General features: G+C 66.0%; 21 protein-coding genes. 17 read left to right on the top strand and 4 right to left on the bottom strand.

Going from position 1 to position 20906, the window contains the following annotated elements; translation table 11 throughout:
- Positions 1-22: 22 nt before the first annotated feature.
- The 14 genes from NYE40_RS16830 to yajC all read left to right on the top strand — a co-directional run bounded on the left by NYE40_RS16830 (position 23) and on the right by yajC (position 14036).
- The gene (locus NYE40_RS16830) at positions 23-1309 is read left to right on the top strand and encodes a homoserine dehydrogenase (RefSeq protein WP_028597515.1); all 1287 of its coding nucleotides are present in this window, start codon (positions 23-25) and stop codon (positions 1307-1309) included.
- On the top strand, positions 1309-2280 hold the full coding sequence (thrB, locus tag NYE40_RS16825) for a homoserine kinase (protein WP_052332946.1): 972 nt from the start codon (positions 1309-1311) through the stop codon (positions 2278-2280). The genes NYE40_RS16830 and thrB overlap by 1 nt, the downstream gene beginning before the upstream one ends.
- Positions 2277-3179 (top strand): prephenate dehydratase, encoded by a 903-nt coding sequence (gene pheA, locus NYE40_RS16820; protein ID WP_339278708.1) that lies wholly within the window; start codon positions 2277-2279, stop codon positions 3177-3179. Before thrB ends, pheA begins: the two co-directional genes overlap by 4 nt.
- 97 nt (positions 3180-3276) lie before the next feature.
- Positions 3277-3606, top strand: coding sequence for a hypothetical protein (locus NYE40_RS16815; RefSeq protein WP_028597517.1), 330 nt, complete (start codon positions 3277-3279; stop codon positions 3604-3606).
- Between the two features lie 181 nt (positions 3607-3787).
- Complete coding sequence (locus tag NYE40_RS16810) at positions 3788-5560, top strand: LysM peptidoglycan-binding domain-containing protein (RefSeq protein WP_339278707.1); 1773 nt, start codon at positions 3788-3790, stop codon at positions 5558-5560.
- Positions 5561-5723: 163 nt separating this feature from the next.
- Entirely contained in the window at positions 5724-6407 is a 684-nt protein-coding gene (locus NYE40_RS16805; RefSeq protein WP_339278706.1) for a BofC C-terminal domain-containing protein, read from the top strand.
- 238 nt (positions 6408-6645) lie between these two features.
- Positions 6646-7149, top strand: a complete 504-nt coding sequence (gene ruvC, locus NYE40_RS16800; RefSeq protein WP_028597518.1) for a crossover junction endodeoxyribonuclease RuvC — start codon at positions 6646-6648, stop codon at positions 7147-7149.
- Positions 7146-7769: a Holliday junction branch migration protein RuvA gene (gene ruvA / locus NYE40_RS16795; RefSeq protein WP_153783996.1), complete on the top strand. Its 624-nt coding sequence runs from the start codon at positions 7146-7148 to the stop codon at positions 7767-7769. The genes ruvC and ruvA overlap by 4 nt, the downstream gene beginning before the upstream one ends.
- Positions 7770-7791: 22 nt before the next feature.
- Positions 7792-8793, top strand: coding sequence for a Holliday junction branch migration DNA helicase RuvB (gene ruvB, locus NYE40_RS16790; RefSeq protein ID WP_028597520.1), 1002 nt, complete (start codon positions 7792-7794; stop codon positions 8791-8793).
- Positions 8794-8797: 4 nt separating this feature from the next.
- Positions 8798-9328: a DUF393 domain-containing protein gene (locus NYE40_RS16785; RefSeq protein WP_339278705.1), complete on the top strand. Its 531-nt coding sequence runs from the start codon at positions 8798-8800 to the stop codon at positions 9326-9328.
- Entirely contained in the window at positions 9325-11421 is a 2097-nt protein-coding gene (locus NYE40_RS16780; protein WP_339278704.1) for a SpoIID/LytB domain-containing protein, read from the top strand. The genes NYE40_RS16785 and NYE40_RS16780 overlap by 4 nt, the downstream gene beginning before the upstream one ends.
- Positions 11422-11425: 4 nt before the next feature.
- Positions 11426-12469, top strand: a complete 1044-nt coding sequence (gene queA, locus NYE40_RS16775; RefSeq protein ID WP_028597522.1) for a tRNA preQ1(34) S-adenosylmethionine ribosyltransferase-isomerase QueA — start codon at positions 11426-11428, stop codon at positions 12467-12469.
- Positions 12470-12486: 17 nt separating this feature from the next.
- Positions 12487-13620 carry a tRNA guanosine(34) transglycosylase Tgt gene (gene tgt, locus NYE40_RS16770; RefSeq protein ID WP_028597523.1) on the top strand — a complete coding sequence of 378 codons (1134 nt, stop codon included), beginning with the start codon at positions 12487-12489 and terminating at the stop codon, positions 13618-13620.
- 53 nt (positions 13621-13673) lie between these two features.
- Positions 13674-14036: a preprotein translocase subunit YajC gene (gene yajC / locus NYE40_RS16765; RefSeq protein ID WP_043110898.1), complete on the top strand. Its 363-nt coding sequence runs from the start codon at positions 13674-13676 to the stop codon at positions 14034-14036.
- Between the two features lie 100 nt (positions 14037-14136).
- Here yajC and NYE40_RS16760 read toward each other — a convergent pair whose 3' ends face one another.
- Entirely contained in the window at positions 14137-15303 is a 1167-nt protein-coding gene (locus tag NYE40_RS16760) for a WYL domain-containing protein (protein WP_101807926.1), read from the bottom strand.
- A gap of 109 nt (positions 15304-15412) precedes the next feature.
- On the opposite strand from NYE40_RS16760, the gene NYE40_RS16755 reads away from it, so the two are divergent.
- Entirely contained in the window at positions 15413-16303 is an 891-nt protein-coding gene (locus NYE40_RS16755) for an SDR family oxidoreductase (protein WP_101807925.1), read from the top strand.
- Between the two features lie 116 nt (positions 16304-16419).
- Here the strand turns inward: NYE40_RS16755 and NYE40_RS16750 are convergent, their stop codons facing one another.
- Both NYE40_RS16750 and NYE40_RS16745 read right to left on the bottom strand, forming a co-directional pair.
- Positions 16420-17223: a phosphatase PAP2 family protein gene (locus tag NYE40_RS16750; protein ID WP_101808235.1), complete on the bottom strand. Its 804-nt coding sequence runs from the start codon at positions 17221-17223 to the stop codon at positions 16420-16422.
- A gap of 136 nt (positions 17224-17359) precedes the next feature.
- Positions 17360-17749, bottom strand: a complete 390-nt coding sequence (locus tag NYE40_RS16745) for a TIGR04086 family membrane protein (RefSeq protein WP_028597526.1) — start codon at positions 17747-17749, stop codon at positions 17360-17362.
- Between the two features lie 200 nt (positions 17750-17949).
- Between NYE40_RS16745 and NYE40_RS16740 the strand changes: the two genes are divergently transcribed.
- Positions 17950-18726: a DUF421 domain-containing protein gene (locus NYE40_RS16740; protein ID WP_101807924.1), complete on the top strand. Its 777-nt coding sequence runs from the start codon at positions 17950-17952 to the stop codon at positions 18724-18726.
- Between the two features lie 47 nt (positions 18727-18773).
- Here the strand turns inward: NYE40_RS16740 and spoVB are convergent, their stop codons facing one another.
- Positions 18774-20360: a stage V sporulation protein B gene (gene spoVB / locus NYE40_RS16735; protein ID WP_101807923.1), complete on the bottom strand. Its 1587-nt coding sequence runs from the start codon at positions 20358-20360 to the stop codon at positions 18774-18776.
- A gap of 235 nt (positions 20361-20595) precedes the next feature.
- On the opposite strand from spoVB, the gene NYE40_RS16730 reads away from it, so the two are divergent.
- Positions 20596-20868 (top strand): post-transcriptional regulator, encoded by a 273-nt coding sequence (locus NYE40_RS16730; RefSeq protein ID WP_084136561.1) that lies wholly within the window; start codon positions 20596-20598, stop codon positions 20866-20868.
- Positions 20869-20906 lie beyond the last annotated feature (38 nt).

Here is a 20906-nt window from a genome sequence, read left to right as displayed (position 1 = left end):
GGAATACGGGAGATGATGAAGGATGAAACCAGTCAAAGTCGGCCTGCTTGGCCTTGGAACGGTAGGGACGGGCGTCGTGCGGATCGTGGAGCGCCATCAGGAGGATCTGATGAGCCAGGTCGGCTCGCCGATCGTCATCGAGAAAGTGCTCGTGCAGAACGTCGACAAGTCCCGCAGCATCGACGTCGACGCCGCGAAGCTGACGACCGATGCGTGGGAGATCATCCGCAACCCCGACATCGACGTCATCGTCGAGGTGATGGGCGGCATCGAGCGCACCAAGGAATATTTGCTGGAGGCGCTGTCGCTCGGCAAGCATGTCGTCACGGCCAACAAGGACCTGATGGCGCTGCATGGCCGCGAGCTGCTCGCCACGGCGAGCGAGAACCGCTGCGACGTGTTCTATGAAGCGAGCGTCGCCGGCGGCATCCCGATCATCCGCACGCTGATCGAGGGCTTCTCCTCGGACCGCATCACGAAGATCATGGGCATCGTCAACGGCACGACGAACTACATCCTCACCAAGATGAGCCAGGAAGGCGCCTCGTACGCGGACGTCCTCAAGGAAGCGCAGGAGCTCGGCTACGCCGAGGCCGACCCGACCTCCGACGTGGAGGGGCTGGACGCGGCGCGCAAGATGACGATCCTCTCCCGCCTCGGCTTCCGCTGCGAGGTCGGCCTGGAGGACGTATCCGTCAAAGGCATCTCGTCCGTCGGCAAGGAGGACATCGCCTACGCCAAGCGGCTCGGCTACGAGGTCAAGCTGCTCGGCATCGCCGAGCGCCAGGGCGAGTCGATCAGCGTCAGCGTGCAGCCGACGATGGTCAAGGCGAGCCATCCGATCGCTTCGGTGAACGGCGTGTTCAACGCGGTTTACGTGCATGGCGAGGCGGTCGGGGAGACGATGTTCTACGGTGCCGGGGCCGGCGAGCTGCCGACGGCGACGTCGATCGTCGCCGATCTCGTCGCCGTCGTGAAAAACCTCAAGATCGGCGTGAACGGCCTTGGCGGAGCGAGCTCCTTCAAGGAGCGCGTGCTGAAAAGCGACGAGCAGATCAGCTCGAAGTATTTCCTCCGGCTGCATGTAGCGGACCGCGCCGGCGTGCTCGCCCGCATCACCCAGGTGTTCGCGGAGTACGAGGTGAGCCTCGAATCGGTCATCCAGCAGCCGAACCCGGAGCTGAAGGAGGCGGAAATCATCGTCATCACCCATAACGCCAGCAAGGCGGCCATGAACAAGGTCGTAGACGCCTTCGAGACGCTCGACGTCATCCAGAAGGTTAAAAGCGTCTACCGGGTGGAGGGCTGATGGGCATGACCCGCGTGCTGGTGCGCGTCCCGGCCAGCACGGCCAATCTGGGACCGGGCTTCGACAGCCTCGGCATGGCTCTCTCGCTGCATGCCTGGGTCGGGATGGGCGTCTCCGAGCGCACGTCGATCCGGCTGCATGGCGGCGGACTGGACGGGATCCCGACCGACAAGAGCAACCTGCTCTACAAGGTCGCGGCGCTGCTGCATGAGGAAGCGGGACTGCCCGTGCCGGAGCTCGACATCGACATGAGCAGCGACATCCCGCTGACGCGCGGCCTCGGCAGCAGCGCGAGCGCGATCGTCGGCGCGCTGGCCGCGGCCAACGAGCTGGCGGGGCGCCCGTTCGACCGGGACGGCCTGCTGCAGCTGGCGACCCGCCTCGAGGGGCATCCCGACAACGTCGGCGCCTCGCTTTACGGCGGCCTCATCGCCGCCGCCTGGGACGGCAGCCGCGCCGATCTCGTCCGTCTGGACCCGCCCGAGCGGCTGGCCGCGATCGCAGCGATTCCGCGCTTCGAGCTCGCCACCGAAAAAGCCCGGCATGCGCTGCCGACGCAGCTGCCGATGAAGGATGCCGTATTCAACGTCGGCCGCAGCTCCCTCCTCGTGGCGGCGCTGGCGTCGGGCCGGCTCGAGCTGATCGCGCGGGCGATGCAGGACAAGCTGCATCAGCCGTACCGCGCCCCGCTCATTCCCGGCATGGCCGAGGTGCTGGCCGGCGCGGCCGAGCACGGCGCGCTCGGCGCCGCGCTCAGCGGAGCGGGCCCGACGCTGCTCGCGCTCGTCGACCGGGAGAGCCCGCGCCTGGCGGAGCTGGAGACGTTCCTGCTCGGCACGCTGGCGGCGGCGGGCATCGAGGCCGACCTGATCCGGCTGGAGCCGGACCTGGAAGGTCCCGTCGTGCTGGACGAGCATCTGGCGCCTTGGCTGGCGCCGCAAGGCCATAGCAAAGGAGATTCCGAAGCATGATGAAAGTCGCCCTGCTTCCCGTCGTCTCCACCTCCGACGAGGCTGCCCGCAGCCTCTGCGGCGAGGACGGCGCGGAGCGCGTTTACTGCCCGATGATTTCCGACGTATTCCTTTCTACGGTAGAAGGCCGGACGGACTACAGCGTCATCCCGATCGAGAATACGATCGAGGGCTCGGTCAACCTGCATATGGACTGGCTGCTGCACGAGGTCGACCTGCCGATCCAGGCGGAATGGATCTACCCGTCCCGCCAGCAGCTGATCGGCCATCGCGGCGAGCTGTGCGGCGAGGACGGCGAGCCGGAGTACGGCCGCATCGTGCGCGTGCTGAGCCATCCGGTCGCGATGGCGCAATGCCACAGCTTCCTGCGGGCGAACCTGCAGCATGCCGAGTGGGAGCATGTGAGCAGCACGGCCGAGGCGGTCAAGATCGTCAGCGAGAATCCCGGCAAAGGCTGGGCGGCGATCGGCCTTACGCTCGCCGCGGCCCATTACGGGCTCGACGTCATCCGCCCCGGCGTGACGGACCACGACAACAACTACACCCGCTTCCTGCTCGTCGGCCGCGAGCCGTTCGAGCTGCGGGAGTCGCCGGTGCGCAAGACGTCGATCCTCGTCACGCTGCCGGAAGACTTCCCGGGCGCGCTGCACCAGGTGCTGTCGGCGTTCGCCTGGCGGCGCATCAACCTGGCGCGCATCGAGTCGCGTCCGACCAAAAAGCGTCTCGGCACGTACCATTTCGTCATCGACATCGAGATGGCGCTCGACACGGTGCTGCTGCCCGCCGCGCTGCAGGAGATCGAGGCGATCGGCTGCCAGGTGCGGGTGCTCGGCTCGTATCCGAGCTTCGGCAGCACCGCTCCGGAGCTGGCGCAAGCGGCGGCGGAGAGCCGCGCTTGAAGCGTTATTCGACAAGAGAAAGCGTCCATTCGGCCTGAGGAGCTGGTCGGGCGCTTTTTTTATTCCAACGATCACAACGGCAGGAGGAGAGGAAGAGATGGACAAGCGCAGCGATCGGATCGCGGAGATCGACAGCCTCTACGGGTCGATGACGGAGCAGGAGCGGGAGAAGTGGCGTCAGACGGCGGGAAGGTCATGGATCGGAGAGGTGCCGGAGCTGGCAAGCGGCGATTGGGACGGATGGGAGGAGGAGCGGCTGGAGGCGCTGGCGGGCATGCTGCGCGGCTTTCTCCTGACGGTTCGGCAAGCGGTGCCCGACATCCGGGAAGCCTATGCAAAGTTTCAAGCGGAAGGGCGGCAGCTGCCGCGGAAGGTCAGCTTCGGCTTCGAGCCGGAGCCAGGCAAAAAGAAAGACGAGGAAGAGTAGCTTTCGCTTCGCCGTTCAGGCGCTCCGACGGAGCGCTCTTTTTTTTGCAATGCGCGCGGGGCTTGGATTATTTTGCGGAAAAGGGTGGCAGATGCCTAGTCGCTGCATACGATGTAACGACGGGCAGATGGGCGGGCAGCCGCCGCATTCGCAAGCATGCGAAGAGGAGGGAGTCGGCAAAGTGAAGATCCATATCGTGAAGAAGGGCGACACGCTGTACCTGATCGGCCAGAAATACGGGGTGAGCGTAGAAGAGCTGCAGAAGCTCAATCCGACCTTGACGAATCCTCATAACATCCTGATCGGCACGAAGGTCAAGGTGCCGGCATCGGCGAGCAAGCCGGGAGCGCCGGAGCTGATCCACAAGTACAAGGCGAAGATCGGCGATACGCTGTGGAAGCTGGCGAAGGCTTGGGGCGTCTCGCTGCAGGAGCTGATCAAGGCCAATCCGCAAATCGTGGATCCGGCCGAGCTCAAGGAAGGCGATACGGTCCATATTCCGAAGCCGTCCTCATCGCCGCTCACCGCGCAGCACAAGGCGGAGCCGGAATCCGGCGAGGGCGGCAAGAAGAATACGGCGCCGAAGGAAACGCCGGTCCCTGAGCCGGCAGCCGAGAAAAAGACGGAGGTCCAGGCGGAGCCCGTCACGCCGCCTCCGGTCGTGCAGACGGAGGAGCTGGTCGTGGCCGTCGTCGAGAAGCCTTCCTACGGTTCGTACGGCTCCGAGCACAAGGACTATGCTCCATCGCCGCTTTCCGCCGCCGCTCCAGCCCAATCCGGCTATGGCCATAGCCACGCGGCCGGGGAAATGAACGAGGCGGCGCATCCGTTCCTGCAGGAGAAAATTCCGGCGACGGAAGCCTTCGCTCCGCTCTATCAGATGCCGCAGCTTCCGGGCTCGGTCGCCGGTGCGGCGGGAGCGGGCTACGGCGGATACGGCCCTTACGGCTCGGGCTATTCGCAGGAAGTTCCGGGGCTTGTCGCGGGCGCGGGAGAGGGCGGCTATGGCTCCGGTTACGGCGGTTTCGGCAGCCAAGGAAACTACGGCGGCTATGGCAGCCCTAGCGGCCAAGTCGGCTACGGCGGCTATGGCGCTTCGCCGATCGCCTCGTCGGAGCCGGTCCATGGCGGATACGCCGGCCACGGCGGACCGTCGCCGTTGGCCGCGGCCGAGTCGGCATTCGGCCCTGGCCACGGCTATGGCGGCTACGGCTCCGGCGTTCTCGGGGCGGAGAGCGCGGGCTACGGATCGCCTTACGCTCCTTACGAGCCGTTCGCCGCCGGCGCCGCAGACGGCTATGGCCAGCCGGGCGGCTGGCCGGCCGGCATCTCGCCTGCCGCCGCTCCTTGGGGCGGCCAGCCGATGTACGGCGATCCGTATGCATCGGTTTATGGCGGCCAAGGCTATGCCGGCGGTTACGGCGGCTACGGCGGCTATCCGGCCCAGCCAATGGCCGGAGCGGCCGCCGGTTATCCGGCGGCTGCGGAGCAAGGCGCCGCGCCGTGGGCCCCCGGCCTCAGCGGCTCCTACAGCTACGGAGGCAGCGGCACCTGGCAGCCGGAGGCGGCGCTGCCCGCCTCCGCCGGGCAGGGCGGCTACGGCGCGCCGATGGCTGCCGGAGCGGCAGCGGGCTATGCGCAGCCGTCCTGGCCCGGCGCCACCGCCGGACTGCATGCGGGCGGCTACGGCCAGCCCGCGGCCGCCGCTCCGGCGCAGCTGAGTCCGGTTCAGGCGCAGCCCTGCGGATGCGGGGAGCGCGAGCAGGAGGCCGGCGAAGCCGAGCCCGCTGCCGCCGCGGCGGCGGGAGGGCTGACGGTCAAAGGGCCTTCGAAGCCGGCCAAGACCGGCACGGCGTCGCCGCGCAAGCCGGCCAAAAAGGCGGTCATCCGTTCGGCGGCAAGGCCGACCGTGCGCCAGTCCAAGGGCAGCCGGCCGTGGATCAACCGCCGCTAGCCCTAGGTCCTGTTTGCACCCCCGCTCAGGGGCATCTATCCCCGCCTTTTTGCCCCCTGCTTCCTTCGGAGGTTGTAAACACGCCCTGGCGGATATGCATGCATAATTCCTCCAGCATCCGCTCATCCTAACGGCAAACGCGCCGGAAAGGGTGAAGGATGTCATGCTCAAGCTGTTCCGCCTGTGGCCCAAACGGAATTGGAACCTTCTGCGCCGCCTGCCGCTTCGCCTCGCCTGCGCCGCGACCGGCGCGGCGCTGCTGCTCGCCGGCTATCCGCCTGCTTCGGCCGCCGCCGCGCCTCAGCCTGCAGCCGCGGCGGCTCAGCCTGCCCGGACGGCCGAGCCGGCGGATGGCGGAGCCGGCGCGATGGAACCGGATCAAGGGGCGGCCGCTTTCCTTCGAGGCCGCGAGGCCGCTCCCGTCGTGCTGCGGAAAGTATATTTATGCGGCGTCGAGACGCAGCCGCTCGGCCGGCTGGAGGCGGAAGAAGTGCATCGGCTGCTGCTGGAGCAGCCCCGGCTGACCGCTACGGTCGATAGCGGCGAGGTGCTGCTGACGGAATGGATCGACGATCTGTCGGACGCATGCCGCCGAAGCGCCACGTTCGGCGTGGACGCCGACGGCAGCCTCACCCTTTTCGAAGGACCGCCGGAGGAGGAGAAGGTCATCAAGACCTTCTATCAGCTCGATCTGCAGCATATGGAAAGCTCGCTGCCGAAGGAGGAGCTTGACCGCCTGTTCGGCGGCATCCGGGTGGAGGACAAGGACGAATACAACAGCGTGCTCTCGAGCTACGGCGACTTCGCGGTCGGCGTCAGCCAGGGCGCCATGCATCAGACGTATTGACCGCTTGCGCGGGCATACGTACCCCGGGGCGGCTTTCCTTGCCGCTCCGCGTCTTTTCCCGCAAGGCTTCGCCAGCCCCTGATCTCCCGTCGGAGACAGGGGCTTTTTGCCGGCTCCGCCAGCTCCTCTGAGAAACGCTTGTTCTCATGAGAGAGTTATTTTGCTATACTGATAGAGTCTGTACCCCGGGCATCGGGGTTTTTTCTTTTTTCAGAAATGACGGCAGGGAGTGGCGCGGGTGCGCATTTTAGGGATTGACCCGGGCATCGCCATCGCCGGGTTCGGCTTCATCGACAAGGACGGGAGCAAGCTGGCGCCGGTGCAGTACGGCTCGATCGAGACCGAGGCCGGGACGCCGCACGAGCTGCGGCTCAAGCAGGTGTACGAGTCCGCCTCGTCGCTCATGGATACATACAAGCCCGACTGCGTGGCGGTAGAAAAGCTGTTCTTCAACCGCAACGTCACGACGGCGTTCACGGTCGGCGAGGCGAGGGGCGTCATCCTGCTCGCCGCCGCGCAGCGCGGCTTGCCGATCAGCGAATATACGCCGATGCAGGTCAAGCAGGCCGTCGTCGGCTACGGCAAGGCCGAGAAGCGCCAGGTGCAGGAGATGGTGCGGATGTTCCTGCGCCTCGCCAAAATTCCCAAGCCGGACGACGTGGCGGACGCGCTCGCAGTCGCGGTCTGCCATGCGCATTTTTCCGTCCTCCAGACCAAATTGAACGAGGTGCGCCGAAGATGATCGATTATGTGAAGGGTCGCGTCGCCCAGGTCGATGCCGACTCCGTCGTCATCGACGTCCGCGATATCGGATACCGCGTGTACACGCCCAACCCGTATGCCTTCGCGCGCAGCGAGGAGGCGGTGACGGTGTACTGCCACCATCATGTGCGCGAGGACGCCGCCCAGCTGTTCGGCTTCCAGACGCGCGAGGAGCAGGCGCTGTTCCGGCAGCTGCTGGAGGTGTCCGGCATCGGGCCGCGCGTCGCCGTCGGCATCCTCGCCGGAGGGCGGCCGGAGGCGGTCGTCGCCGCGATCCACCGCGAGGACCTGAGCTTCCTGACGCGGCTGCCGGGCATCGGCAAGAAGACGGCGCAGCGCATGATCCTCGACCTCAAGGACAAGCTCCAGCTCGCCGTGCAGACGGTCGAGCTGCAGTGGGAGGCGGAAGCCTCCGGCGGCGGCACGGTCGCCGGAGCCGGCAGCGAGGCATGGACCGAGGCGCGCGAGGCGCTCGCCGCGCTCGGCTATACGGCGGCGGAGCTCGATCGCGCCTGGGCCGGCATGGGCGGCGCCCAGCTGCCCGGCGAGACCGTCGACGCGCTCATGAAGCGCGCGCTGCAGCAGCTGTTCAAGGGCTGAGCGCGCAGGAGGAGGGGAGCAGATGGAGGATGATCGCATCATTTCCGCCAATCTGATGATGGAGGACCAGGCGGTGGAGTACAGCCTGCGCCCCCGCTATCTGAACGAATATATCGGCCAGTCCCAGGTGAAGGACAACCTTAAGGTGTTCATCGAGGCGGCCAAGCTGCGCAAGGAAGCGCTCGACCACGTGCTGCTGTACGGCCCTCCGGGCCTCGGCAAGACGACGCTGTCGAACATCATCGCCAACGAGCTCGGCGTCAGCCTGCGCACGACGTCGGGTCCGGCGATCGAGCGTCCGGGCGACCTTGCCGCGCTGCTGACGAACCTGCAGGAGAACGACGTGCTGTTCATCGACGAGATCCACCGGCTGAACCGCTCGGTCGAGGAAGTGCTCTATCCGGCGATGGAGGACTTCTGCCTCGACATCATGATCGGCAAAGGCCCGAGCGCGCGCTCCGTGCGGCTCGACCTGCCTCCGTTCACGCTGATCGGCGCGACGACCCGCGCCGGCCTGCTCAGCGCGCCGCTGCGCGACCGCTTCGGCGTCGTCAGCCGGCTGGAGTATTACGGCACGGACGAGCTGGCGTTCATCATCTCGCGCTCGGCCGAGATTCTGGACGTGCGCATGGTCGGCGAAGCGGCGCATGAGATCGCGCTGCGCTCGCGCGGCACGCCGCGCATCGCCAACCGGCTGCTCAAGCGGGTGCGCGACTTCGCGCAGGTGCGCGGCGACGGCATCATCACGAGCGAGCTCGCGGAGCTGGCGCTGTCGCTCATCGCCGTCGATCCGCTCGGACTCGACCGCATCGACCACAAGCTGCTGCAGGCGATGATCTCCCATTATCGCGGCGGCCCGGTCGGGCTCGACACGCTGGCGGCGACGATCGGCGAGGAAAGCCAGACGATCGAGGATGTGTACGAGCCGTATCTGATGCAGATCGGCTTCCTGCAGCGCACGCCGCGCGGGCGCGTGGCGACGCCGCTCGCCTACCGGCATCTCGGCTTGCCGGTGCCGGAGTAGCGCCATGAGAGGCCGGTCCGGCGCCGCTGGCGCGGCGGGAGAGCGGCGGCGCGGCGGGGCGGATGCCGCAGGGCTGACGGTGCTTTACGACGGCGGCTGCCGTCTCTGCCAAGGAGCGGCGGATCGTCTTCAGGCACTCAAGCCAAGCGAGCCGATCCGATACGCGGCCGTGCAGGAGCTGACGGAGGACGAGCTGCAGCAGCTGTTCCGCGGAGCGCCTCCCGCCTCCGGGCAGCTGCTGGAGAAGATCCACGCGGTCGCAAGCGACGGCGCCGTCTACGCCGGCAGCGCTGCGGTCGTGCGGGCGCTGCGCTCCGTGCGCGGCTTCGGCCGCATCGCCTGGCTGTACCGGCTGCCGGGCATGCGGCCGCTCGCCGATGCGCTCTACCGGTACGTCGCGGCCCGCCGCTACGCCTGGTTCGGCCGCGTCTCGAACGGCTGCGGCGCGGACTGCGCCATGCCTTCGGGGCGCGGAAGCGACGGGGGCGGCGACGGACATGAAGCGGAATGCGACCATCGAAAGGAGACCCAATGAAGCGATCGAGAGCATATAAAGCGGCGGCCTGGCTCGGTCCGGCCGCGCTGGCGGCAAGCCTATGCCTTCCTTCCGCGGCGATGGCTGACGGAGAGGCAGGGCGCGCCATCCGGGTCGGCATCTTCATCACGGTTCCGAACAAATACACGCTGTCGACGCCTGCCGCTACGCTGAGCTCGGCGGGCGGGCTGCGTCTGGCCGTCAAGAAAAACGGCGAGACGGGGCTGCTGGACGCCGTTCCGGGAGGCGTCGAGCTGCGGGCGATGGCCGAAGGTTATTCGGCGCTGCTGGGCCAAAGCGCCGACTTCTCGGCGGCGCTGGCCGTGGCCAAGGCGGTCAAGTCAGCCGGAGGCAATCCGGTGCTGGAAAAGACGTCCCGCGCAGGCATGGCGGCGTATGAGGTGACGGAGGGGTCTTATGCGACCGCCTCCGCGGCTTCGACGGCGCTCGCCAAGTGGATGCAGAACGCGACCGTCAAGACGTTCGGCGGCGGAGCCGGCGCCGTGCGCGGTCCGCTTCATCTGGAGACGGCCGCCTATGCGACCGAAGCGGAGGCGCTCGCCGCCGCCGGCGCGTTCGGCGCGGCCGGCGTCGAGACGTTCGTGGCGCTTCGCCCGGGCGGGAGCGGCACGTCCTATTCCGTGCTCGTCGGGGCGGCGGCCGAAGCGGCCGGCCTCGACGCGATCCGGCTCAAGCTGGCGGGCGTCGCCGAAGCGGCCGGCCTCGCGCCGGCTTCCGCCGGCGCCTACCTGATCAAGCGGCAGGAGCTGACGGTCAGCCAGAAGGAGGGCTCGCCGACGCCGCTGTACCAGGCGCCGTCCGGCTCCTTCGCCGTCATCCGTCCGGCGGGCGCCGAGCCGGTGAAACTTGCCGAGAGGTACGGACGTACATACAGAGGTCAGGTCGAAGTCGGCAGCTACAACGGCGTGCTCGCCGTCATCAACGAGCTCGATTTCGAGGAGTATCTGTATTCCGTCGTCGGCGGCGAGATGCCGGGCTCCTGGCATGCGGAGGCGCTCAAGGCGCAGGCCGTCGCCGCCCGTTCCTACGCGCTCGCCCAGGGCAGCGGCTTCGGCATCGCCGAGGTCGTCGATACGACGCTCAGCCAGGCGTACAACGGCACGTCAGCCGAAAAGGCGACGACGATCCAGGCGGTCGACGCGACGGCCGGCATCGTTCTGAAGTCGGGAGGAAAGCCCGTCGAGGCGGTGTTCTCCTCCAGCTCGGGCGGCCGCACGGCGGACCCCGCCGAGGTGTGGGGCAACCCGGTTCCGTATCTGGCTAGCGTGGACAGCCCCGACGACACCTCCGAAAAAGGCCTTCTCTCCTGGCATCGGGTGCTGACGCCGTCGGGCAAGAGCGGCTTCGTCCGCTCGGACACCGTGACGCTGTCCGGCACGAATGGCGCCGCCGCCCAGACCGCCGTCGTCAAGTCGGCGGATACGAACGTGCGCCCGATCCCGCTCGTCCAAAGCGGCGTCGATGCGGTCGAGAAGCTCGGCGCGGGAGCCAAAGTGACCGTGCTCGAGACGGTGCCCCAGTCCAACGAGATGAACTGGATCCGGGGGCCGTTCACGAGCCAGCAGCTGGTGGACGCGATGAAGGGCAAGACGACTTCGGCGGTCTCGGGCCCGATCACGCGCCTCGAGGTCGGCGAGCGCGGACCTTCGGGCCGCGTGACCAAGCTGCTCGTCAACGGCAAGGAGCTCGGCGTCAAGTCGCCGGACAGCCTGCGCGGCGCGCTTGGCGGATTGCCGAGCACGCGCTTCTGGATCGAGCCGGCGTCGCTGTCGCTGCTCGGCGGCGGCGGCCAGCCGGGCTCCAAGGAAGCCGGCGCAGCCGTGCAGGTGCTGGGCGCAGGCGGGGCCAAGGCTTCCTCCTCCGGAGGCGCGTCGCTGAACGTCATCGGCGGGGACGGCTCGATCCGTCCCGTCGCTTCCGCGGCGTCGTGGTATATCCGCGGCACGGGCTACGGCCATGGCCTCGGGCTGTCGCAGTACGGAGCAAAAGGCCTCGCCGAGCAAGGGTATGCGTACGATGCGATTCTGAAATACTACTATAAAGAGATTGAACTCGTTAAGGACGGATCCTGACCTTATGAATGTAGAAGACTACGATTTTCATCTCCCGGAGCATCTGATCGCGCAGACGCCGCTCGCGGAGCGGACCGCCTCGCGCCTGCTGACGCTGGACAAGAAGACGGGAGAGCTCGGCCATCATGCGTTCCGCGACCTCAAGGACTATCTTCGTCCAGGCGATACGCTCGTCGTCAACGACACGCGAGTCATTCCGGCCCGTCTGCTCGGCGTCAAGGAAGACACGGGAGCCAAAGCGGAGCTGCTGCTGCTGAAGCAGCTGCACGGCGATACTTGGGAGACGCTGGCCAAGCCCGGCAAGAAGCTGCGGACCGGAGCCGTCGTCGCCTTCGGCGAAGGAGAGAACGGACAGCCGCTGCTGCGCGCCGTCGTCGAGGCGGAAGGGGAGATGGGCGGCCGCACGGTCCGCTTCCTTTACGAAGGCATCTTCCCCGAGCTGCTCGACCGGCTCGGCGAGATGCCGCTTCCGCCGTACATCAAGGAGCGTCTCGACGACCGGGAACGCTACCAGACGGTCTATTCCCGCCAGGCGGGATCGGCTGCCGCGCCGACGGCGGGACTTCATTTCAGCCAGTCCTTCCTGGAGGAGCTGCAGCAGGCGGGCGTCGAGGTCGCGCCGCTGACGCTTCATGTCGGCCTCGGCACGTTCCGTCCGATCTCGGCGGATACGATCGAGGAGCATGTGATGCACTCGGAGTATTATGAGCTGAGCGAGGAGACGGCCGCCCGGCTGCGCCGCACGCGCGAGCGCGGCGGCCGCATCGTCGCCGTCGGCACGACGTCCGCGCGCACGCTGGAGACGGTCGCGGCCCGCTTTCCGGACGGATTGCAGGCTTGCAGCGGCTGGACCGACATCTTCATCTACCCCGGCTATGAGTTCAAGGCCGTGGACGCCCTGCTGACGAATTTTCATCTGCCCAAGTCGACCCTTGTCATGCTGGTCAGCGCGCTGGCCGGCCGCGAGAACGTGCTCGCCGCCTACGAGGCTGCCGTCCGGGAGCAATACCGGTTCTTCAGCTTCGGCGATGCGATGTTTATCTACTAGGAATGGAAGAGTGAACCGTGGCTGTAACTTACGAACTGATCAAAACCTGCAAGCAGACCGGAGCGCGGCTCGGCCGCGTCCACACGCCGCACGGCGTCATCGAGACGCCGGCATTCATGCCCGTCGGCACCCAGGCGACCGTCAAGACGATGAGCCCCGAGGAGCTCAAGCAGATGGACGCCCATATCATCCTCAGCAATACGTACCATCTGTGGCTGCGTCCGGGCCATGAGCTCATCGCCAAGGCGGGCGGCCTGCACCGCTTCATGAACTGGGACCGTCCGATCCTCACCGACAGCGGCGGCTTCCAGGTGTTCTCGTTGAGCAACATGCGCAAGATCCGCGAGGAGGGCGTGGACTTCCGCTCCCATCTGAACGGAGACAAGCTGTTCCTTTCCCCGGAAAAGGCGATGGAAATCCAGAACGCGCTCGGCTCGGACATCATGATGGCGTTCGACGAGTGCCCGCCTTATCCGGCGGAGTACGACTACATCAAGCAATCGCTCGAGCGCACGACGCGCTGGGCCGAGCGCTGCCTCAAGGCGCACGCCCGTCCGGGCGACCAGGGACTGTTCGCGATCGTGCAAGGAGGCATGCATGCCGACCTGCGCCGCCAGAGCGCGGCTGATTTGACTTCCCTTGATTTTCCGGGGTATGCTATTGGTGGTCTGAGCGTCGGCGAGCCGAAGCATCTCATGTACGAGGTGCTGGAGGAGACCGTGCCGCTGCTCCCGTCGAACAAGCCCCGCTATCTGATGGGCGTCGGCTCGCCGGACGCGCTGCTCGACGGCGCCATCCGCGGCATCGACATGTTCGACTGCGTCCTGCCGACGCGCATCGCGCGCAACGGCACGACGATGACGAGCCAGGGCCGCGTCAATATCCGCAACGCCAAGTATACGGAGGATTTCGGACCTTTGGATCCCGAGTGCTCCTGCTATACGTGCCGCAACTACTCGCGCGCTTATCTCCGCCATCTCATCAAGGCGGACGAGACGTTCGGCATCCGCTTGACGACGTACCACAACCTGCATTTCCTGCTGGAGATGATGCGGGGCGTGCGGCAGGCGATCCAGGACGATCGGCTGCTCGACTTCCGCAATGAGTTCTTCACGATGTACGGCCTGCACGACAACGAAAAAGGCTTCTAGAATCCGGCCGAGAGGCCGGATGAATCGACACGCAACTGAAAGGGGTCCTTTCCATGTATCTTGCATCTCAAGCCGGAGGCGGCAACATCTGGACGATGCTGTTTCCCTTCATCCTCATGTTCGTGGTGTTCTACTTCCTGCTGATCCGTCCGCAGCAAAAGAAGCAGAAAGCCCGCAACGCGCTGCTCGGCGCGCTTAAAAAAGGCGACAAGATCTCGACGATCGGCGGCATGCACGGCACGATTGTCGAGCTGACTGACGATACCGTCGTGCTTCGCGTCAACGACACGACCCGCATCACCTTCGAGCGCAGCGCCATCAACACGGTGCTGAACAGCGCCCCGGCTCCGGCAGAGAGCAAAGCGGCCGCGAAGGAAGAGAAGAGCGACAAGGTAGAGCCGGAAGGCACGCTCTAACGCGCGCATCGGCCTGCATCGCCGGCCATGGGGCGGCTTCGGCCGTCGAGGCCGGCGGCTTAAAAAGGACCAAGCTGATTTTCAGCTTGGTCCTTTTTCGCTATTGCGGCTCCTCATGGCCGCGGACGGCCCGCAGCGCGCGCTCTCGAACGAGGCGGCGCAGCTCCGGGGGGCTCAGCGCGGCCGCCCCGGGAGCAAGCGACAGGATGACGCTGGCGGCGTAGTCCATCGTGTCGAAGCGGACTTCGGCCTGCAGCCAGACTTGCGCAGCCGCCGCAGCCGCCTCGTCCGGCTCGCCTGCGGAGCCGTCGGCGGAGACGGTCGGCAGCTCTGCTGCGGCGCTGCCGACGGCAGGCACCGGCGGCTGTCCGGCACAGCTGCCGGATGCCGTGATCGACGCGCCCTCGCGCAGACGGACGGAGCCTTCGTCGACGCTGACGTAGCGCATCCGCTTCAGGCGTGCCAGCGCGTCCGCAGTGACGAGCAGCCCGGCCGTCATCGGCTTCGGCAGCGCCGACTGGAAGTCGGCTACCGACGCGGCCCACCAGGAGGGCAGGTCGAACGTCTTCGGACGCTGGAAAGCTTCCGCCTCGAGCCTTGCTTCAAGCACCCGCGAGACGCGGAACGTTTTGCGGACCGGCTCCTGCGGGGCGGAATCGGGCCGCCCGCTCTCCAGCTCGTCGGCGACGAGATACCAGGAGCTTCCTTTGCGCACAAGGCCGAGCGGACAGGCGAGCCGCTCGCGGGGAAGCGGGCTGGAGGACGGCGCCGCTGGCGCCGGCGATGCGGCCGGCGAGGCGTAGCGGAAGCGGATGCGCCGATCCTGAAGCACCGCTTCCATGAGCAGGCTGAGATGCGGCTGCTCCTTCTCGGCCGCCGTCCAGCCTTCGCCGTCGAGCAGCAGCCTCGACTGCAGCGCGGATGCATGCGGCAGCGAGGCGCTCGGCTGCACCGCCCTGAGCTTCAGCAGCGCGCTCTCCAGCTCCGCCGACCAGCCGAGCTCGTCAGCGGCCGGGCTGCCGGAGGCGAGCAGCAGCGCTCTCCATTCCGCGTCCGTCATGCCGGTCAGCCGGGTGCGATAGCCTTCCATCAGCCTCCAACCGCCGCCGCCGCCCCGCTCGGCGACGACGGGCACGCCTGCGGCGGAGAGCGCATCGAGGTCGCGCTGCACGGTGCGAGGCGATACTTCAAGCTGCCGGGCGAGCTCGCGCACGCTTTTTTTGCCTTCTGCCTGAAGCAAGAGCAGCAGCTCCAGCTGTCTCGTCATGGTTCCAAGCCTCCTTTTCTACATTATATCCTCGTGAATAGGACAGAGGATGGCTTATTCGCAAGTTAGGATGGAAGGGAACGCGAAAAAAGAAGGAGAGTGGTTGGGCATGATATGGAAGCCGGAGCAAGACTTGAAGGGCAGGATCGCGCTCGTTGCCGGCGGCACGAGGGGAGCCGGTAGAGGCATCGCGGAGGCGCTCGGCGAGCGCGGCGCGACCGTGTACGTCAGCGGCCGGACGACGCGCGAGGCGCGTTCGGAGCTGGGGAGGCCGGAGACGATCGAAGAGACGGCGGAGCGGGTCGAGCGGGCCGGGGGCAAGGCGGTCGCGGTCCGCACGGACCATATGGTGCCGGCTCAAGTGGAGGCGCTCATGGAGCGGATCGGCCGCGAGCAGGGACGGCTCGACATTCTCGTCAACGACATCTGGGGCGGGGAGAAGCGTTCCCACTGGGGCAAGCGCTACTGGGAAAGCCCGCTTGACGATGCGCTGGCGATGCAGCGCACCGTCATGGAGACCCACTACATTACCGCTTACCTTGCCGCGCCGCTGCTGGCGCTGTCGGACGGAGCCCTGATCGCCGAGATCACGGACGGCATCGACTACCGCTATCGCGGCGAGCTCGCGTACAGCCTGATCAAGGCTTGGGGCATCCATATGGCGGCAGGACTTGCCGAGGAGTGGAAGGCGGCAGGAGCCGCAGCCGTGTCGCTGACGCCGGGCTTCCTGCGCTCGGAGGAGATGCTGGACCACTTCGGCGTCTCGGAGGAAAATTGGCGCGATGCGGCGAGCCAGGACCCGCATTTCCTCGAATCGGAGACGCCGCTGTTCGTCGGGCGGGCGCTCGCATGCCTGGCTGCCGATCCGCGACGGCAGGAGCTGTCCGGCCGCGCGCTCAGCTCATGGGAGCTGTCGGATCGGTACGGCTTCACGGACCGCGACGGCCGGCGGCCGCATTGGGGGGCTTATTTCGCCACGATCGAGAATGCCGTCCACTGAGCTTCTCTGAGGGTCAGGCAAGCGAAAGCATGAGTCTGCGCAAAAAAGGACCGCGATCATCCCGCACGCGGCGGAAGGATCGCGGTCCTGCTTGCTGCCCATGAACGAGCAAAGCTTCAGCCCTGCACCGTCGGCAGCGGCTTGCGGATCGAGCTCAAGTCGGCGAGCCGATAGGCGAGCGCGACGGAGAAGACCGCCAGGCCGAGGCCGCCGAGCATGTCGGTCAGCCAGTGGATGCCCATGTAGAAGATGGTGAAAATAATGATGGCGGCGTTGATGCCGGCGAACCAGGCCCAGCGGCGATTGCCTGAACGGGCGGCGAGCAGCGCCATCGTGACGGAGATCGACGTATGCAGGCTCGGGAAGCAGTTGTCGAGGCCCGACAGGCCGCGATACATCGACTCGAACGCCGGGAATGCCTCCAGCATGTAGAAGTGGACGTTCGGATCGTACGCCCATACCTCCTTCACCGGGAGAAACAGATAGAACGGAATGGCGACGAGATAATTGATCATCACGGCATAACAGGTCGCCTTGAACTGCCGGCCTGAACGGTCGCGGAACATGTAGATGCCGAGCGAGGCGACGAGCACGCTCTGGAACACGACGATATAAAAGAAGGCAAGAAACGGCGTCAGCCATTCGGCATGGAACAGCTGCTGGAAGTTCTCGACGAAGCGGCCTTCGAAGCTGAAGATGTACGGCGTGAAATCCGGCTGCGGCTTCATCGCCTTTTCGAGCGTGAGCTCGAACTTGTTCAAGAACAAGATGCCCAGCAAAGAGGCGAACAGCAGCAGGTAGCGAGGACGGGTCGCCAAATTGCGGACGAACACCCAGGCCGCCCGCAGCGGATTGCGGCCGGTGCCGAAGCCGATGAGCAGGGCCGAGGTCAGGATCGTATATATCGTGACTTGATTCATGGAATGAAAGATCGCCAATATGCTTCCCCCTAAAGGTCAACCTGATGCGCCGCCGGCCGAGCGGGTCCCGGCAGACGAACGTAAGCAAGTATAGCATATCGGCTTGTTATTTACACGGCTCTCAGTTGATTCCAGATTATTTGCGCAAATTGACGCCGACCATGCCGCCGAAGGCGCCGGCCAGCGCGACGATCAGGAACAGGATGCCCGTGCGCGCCCCGATGCCGGCATCCGCCGCCAGAAAGCTGATGATCAGCACGAGCAGCCCGTAGCCGAGGCCCAGCAGCCCGCCATGGTACCAGCCCTTCGAGCCGCTTCGCTTGCCGGAGGTGAAGCCGCCGCACAGCGCGGCCGCGCCATGGATGCCGAGCGACCATGCCGGCAGCGACGATTCGTTCAGGCTGCCGGCATAGAGGAGCAGCGACAGGAGCAGCGCGCCGAGGGCGAGCCATAACGCGGCGAAGACGAGTCCGGCCAGCATCGGCGAGCCGAGCCTTACTTTAGGTACGGTCTTGATCGGATTCATTCGGATCCCCACCTTCCGAGAGTTCGGTTTATTCCACCATATGGCCAAGCCGGCAGAAATAGTACAAGTCGCGGCATGGCCGCAGTGGCGCGGACCGAGGCAATTGCCAACATTTCGATGCGGCAAGGGCCGCATGGCGGATCGGCGGGAAGGCGACAATAGCCCATGAGCAAGCGCCAGAGAGGGGAGGCGATCCGGTCATGGACCTTGGATCCTTGCTGCTTCGCACGGTTCTGATTTATTTCGTCGTGTTCCTGATCATGCGGCTGATGGGCAAGCGCGAGATCGGCAAGATGAGCGTCTTCGACCTCGTCATCTCGTTCATGATCGCGGAGATCGCGGTGCTCGTCATCGAGGATACGGAAAGGCCGCTGCTGGACGGCATCGTGCCGATGGTCATCCTGATGGCCGTGCAGGTCGGCATCGCCTATATCGGCATGAAGAACCGGCGCATCCGGCTGCTGTTCGACGGCAAGCCGAGCGTCATTATCGCCGACGGCAAGCTCGATCCGGAAGAAATGAAGAAGCAGCGCTACAATCTGGACGATCTGCTGCAGCAGCTGCGGGAAAATCAGATCGCTCGCGTAGCGGATGTCGAGTTTGCGATTTTGGAGACGAGCGGCAAGCTGTCGGTCATACCCAAGGAGCAGGAGGAGAGCGGGGCGGGCGGCGGAAAAGCGGACGAGCAAGGCGGCCAGGACAGCGCGGGCGGCTCCGGCGCGAGCCCCAAGGCAGACGGCGTGCAGCACAAGCCGGTGCAGATGAAGCTGCCGGCCAGCTACCGCTTCGAGACGCTTCCGATCCCGCTCATCATGGACGGCAAGGTGCTCGACCAGAGCTTGGAAAGGCTCGAGAAAAACCGCTTCTGGCTCAAGCAGCAGCTTCGCAAGTTCAATGTGTCGGATTACAAGCAGGTGTTTTTCTGCTCGGTCGACCACAAGGGAGAGCTGTTTGTCGATGTGAGGAAAAAACAATGAGCAGCCGTTTTCCGCGGCTGCTTTTTTTGTCGTAGGGACCGCCTCGTTCAGAACCAGCGTCCGATGCCGGGGATGCGCCGGAGGTCATGCCGGTCGATAATGCCCATGACGGCCATGAGCGCGAGGTAGAGGAGCGCGCTGATCGTGCAGGCGGCGGCGAGGCCGAGCCATTCGAGCGACAGCGGATGATGGGACATGATCCAGCGGCAGGCCGCCCCCATGATGATCATGGCAGCGCCGACCTTGACGAAATCCGGCAGCTTCATGCGAAAGCCGGAAATCCGCAGCACGCTGATGCCGTGCAGCAGCGTGACGAGCACGATGTTGACCGAGATGGCGATGACGGCGCCGTAGATGCCCAGCTCGGGACGCGAGGCCAGCTCGACGATCAGATACAGCTTCACGGCGGCTCCGATCGTCGTGTTGAGCAGCGCCGTGCCCGGCTTGTCGAGCGCCTGCAGCGCGGCTTGAAGCGGCCCTTGCAAATAGATGAAGATGCCGACGGGGGCGAGCAGCGTCAGCAGCGGTGCGATCTCGGCGTGGTCGTACAGAATGCGGCAGAGCGGCTCGGCGAGCAGCCCCATGATGACGACGAACGGAGCGCCGCTGACGAGCGCGAGCCGCAGCGACTGATGCAGCCGCTTGTGGATGGCGGCTCGGTCGCCGCGCGCCGCCGCCGCCGACAGCGACGGGACGAGCGAGACGGACAGCGAGTAGGTGAGGGCGGTCGGCAGCAGCAGCAGCGGGATGATCATGCCCTGGAGCGCGCCGTACTGGGCGGTCGCCGCTCCGGTAGCGATGCCGGCTGCGGCAAGGCTGCGGGCGGTCAGGATGGATTCGAGCAAATACGACAGCGATCCGACGAGCCGGCTTCCGGTGATCGGCACGGACAGCCGGAGCAGCTTGCGCAGCACGGGAGCCCGTCCGGCCGGCAGCGGCTCCAGCGGCAGCGCGGCCCCTTCCGCCGGCATGTCCAGCCCGTCCCGCTCGCGGGGATGCTCCAGACGGTCCTTGCGCGCATGATGCAGCATGACGAGCAGCGAGGCTACCTCGCCGAGCACGGTGCCCATCATCGCTCCGGCCGCCGCCCATTGCAAGCCCATCGGCAGCAGCAGCGCGGCGAGCGTCAGCTGGGCGGCGATCCGCAGCACCGTCTCCACGACCTGCGACTGAGCGGTCGGAATCATGTTCTGCTTGCCTTGGAAATAGCCCCGATAGACGGAGGAGACGCCGATCAGCAGCAGCATCGGCGCCATTACGAGAAACGCCTCGTACACCCGCGGATCGGTCAGCACCCGCGTCGTGATCCATTTGGCCGACAGCAGCATGACGCTCGTCATGATCAAGCCGAGGGCGACGGTCAGCCCCATCGCGGTGCGGAAGATCTGCCGCACCCTTGCCCCGCCTCCCTGGGACTCGGCTTCGGCGACCCATTTGGCGACCGCGACCGGGATGCCGCCGGTGATGAGCGTCAGAAGGACGCCGAGAAAAGGATAGCAGAGCTGGTACAAGCCGACGCCTTCGGCGCCGATGACCCGGGGCAGCGCGATCCGGGGCACGAAGCCGAGGATGCGGTTGACGACGCCTGCGGCGAGCAGGATCATCGCTCCCTTGATGAACGTTTGTTTCGTCATGGCAACCTCTCTTTTCCGCTAGACCGTAATTTGGCTCTGCCGGCGCCTTGAAGATGGCGGCGAGGCGCAGAGCGCGTCCGTAGAGGAGTCTATGCGGACAGGGGGCGGGGGCATGTCTGCCATTTTCAAAAGAAAACAGGCATACCGGCAGGAAAAGGCGCCTCGGTGTCGAAGGGGTACAACTGGAAACGATGACGGCTGGACGATAGGAGCAGCGAGGGAGGCGGCAGGCCGAATGACGGAAATTCATCCCTTCAGGGAGCAGGCGGGCGGGATGTCGGAGGACGAGATCGCGGCAGAGCTGTTCGTCCTGTGCGAGAGCAAGGCGGAGGAGTTCCGCTGGATCGGATACGAATCGGTGACCGGACCGGACATATGGGAGTGCGTGCACGCAAAATATGCCAAGAGCGGAGCGCCGCCGCTGTATCGGCTCGTGAACGACATCCTGTCGCTCAAGCCCCAGCAGCTGATGCATCATCTGACGATGAGCGCCTGGCAGAACCCCTGAGAGCAGGGGTTTTCTTTTTTGACTCCCATTTTAGCGCT

Origin of the sequence: Paenibacillus sp. FSL W8-1187 (genome assembly GCF_037965485.1) — a bacterium.
GTDB classification, from domain to species: domain Bacteria; phylum Bacillota; class Bacilli; order Paenibacillales; family Paenibacillaceae; genus Paenibacillus_O; species Paenibacillus_O pasadenensis.
The sequence above is the reverse complement of the archived record's forward strand: the minus strand, read 5'-3'. Positions and strand labels throughout refer to the sequence as shown.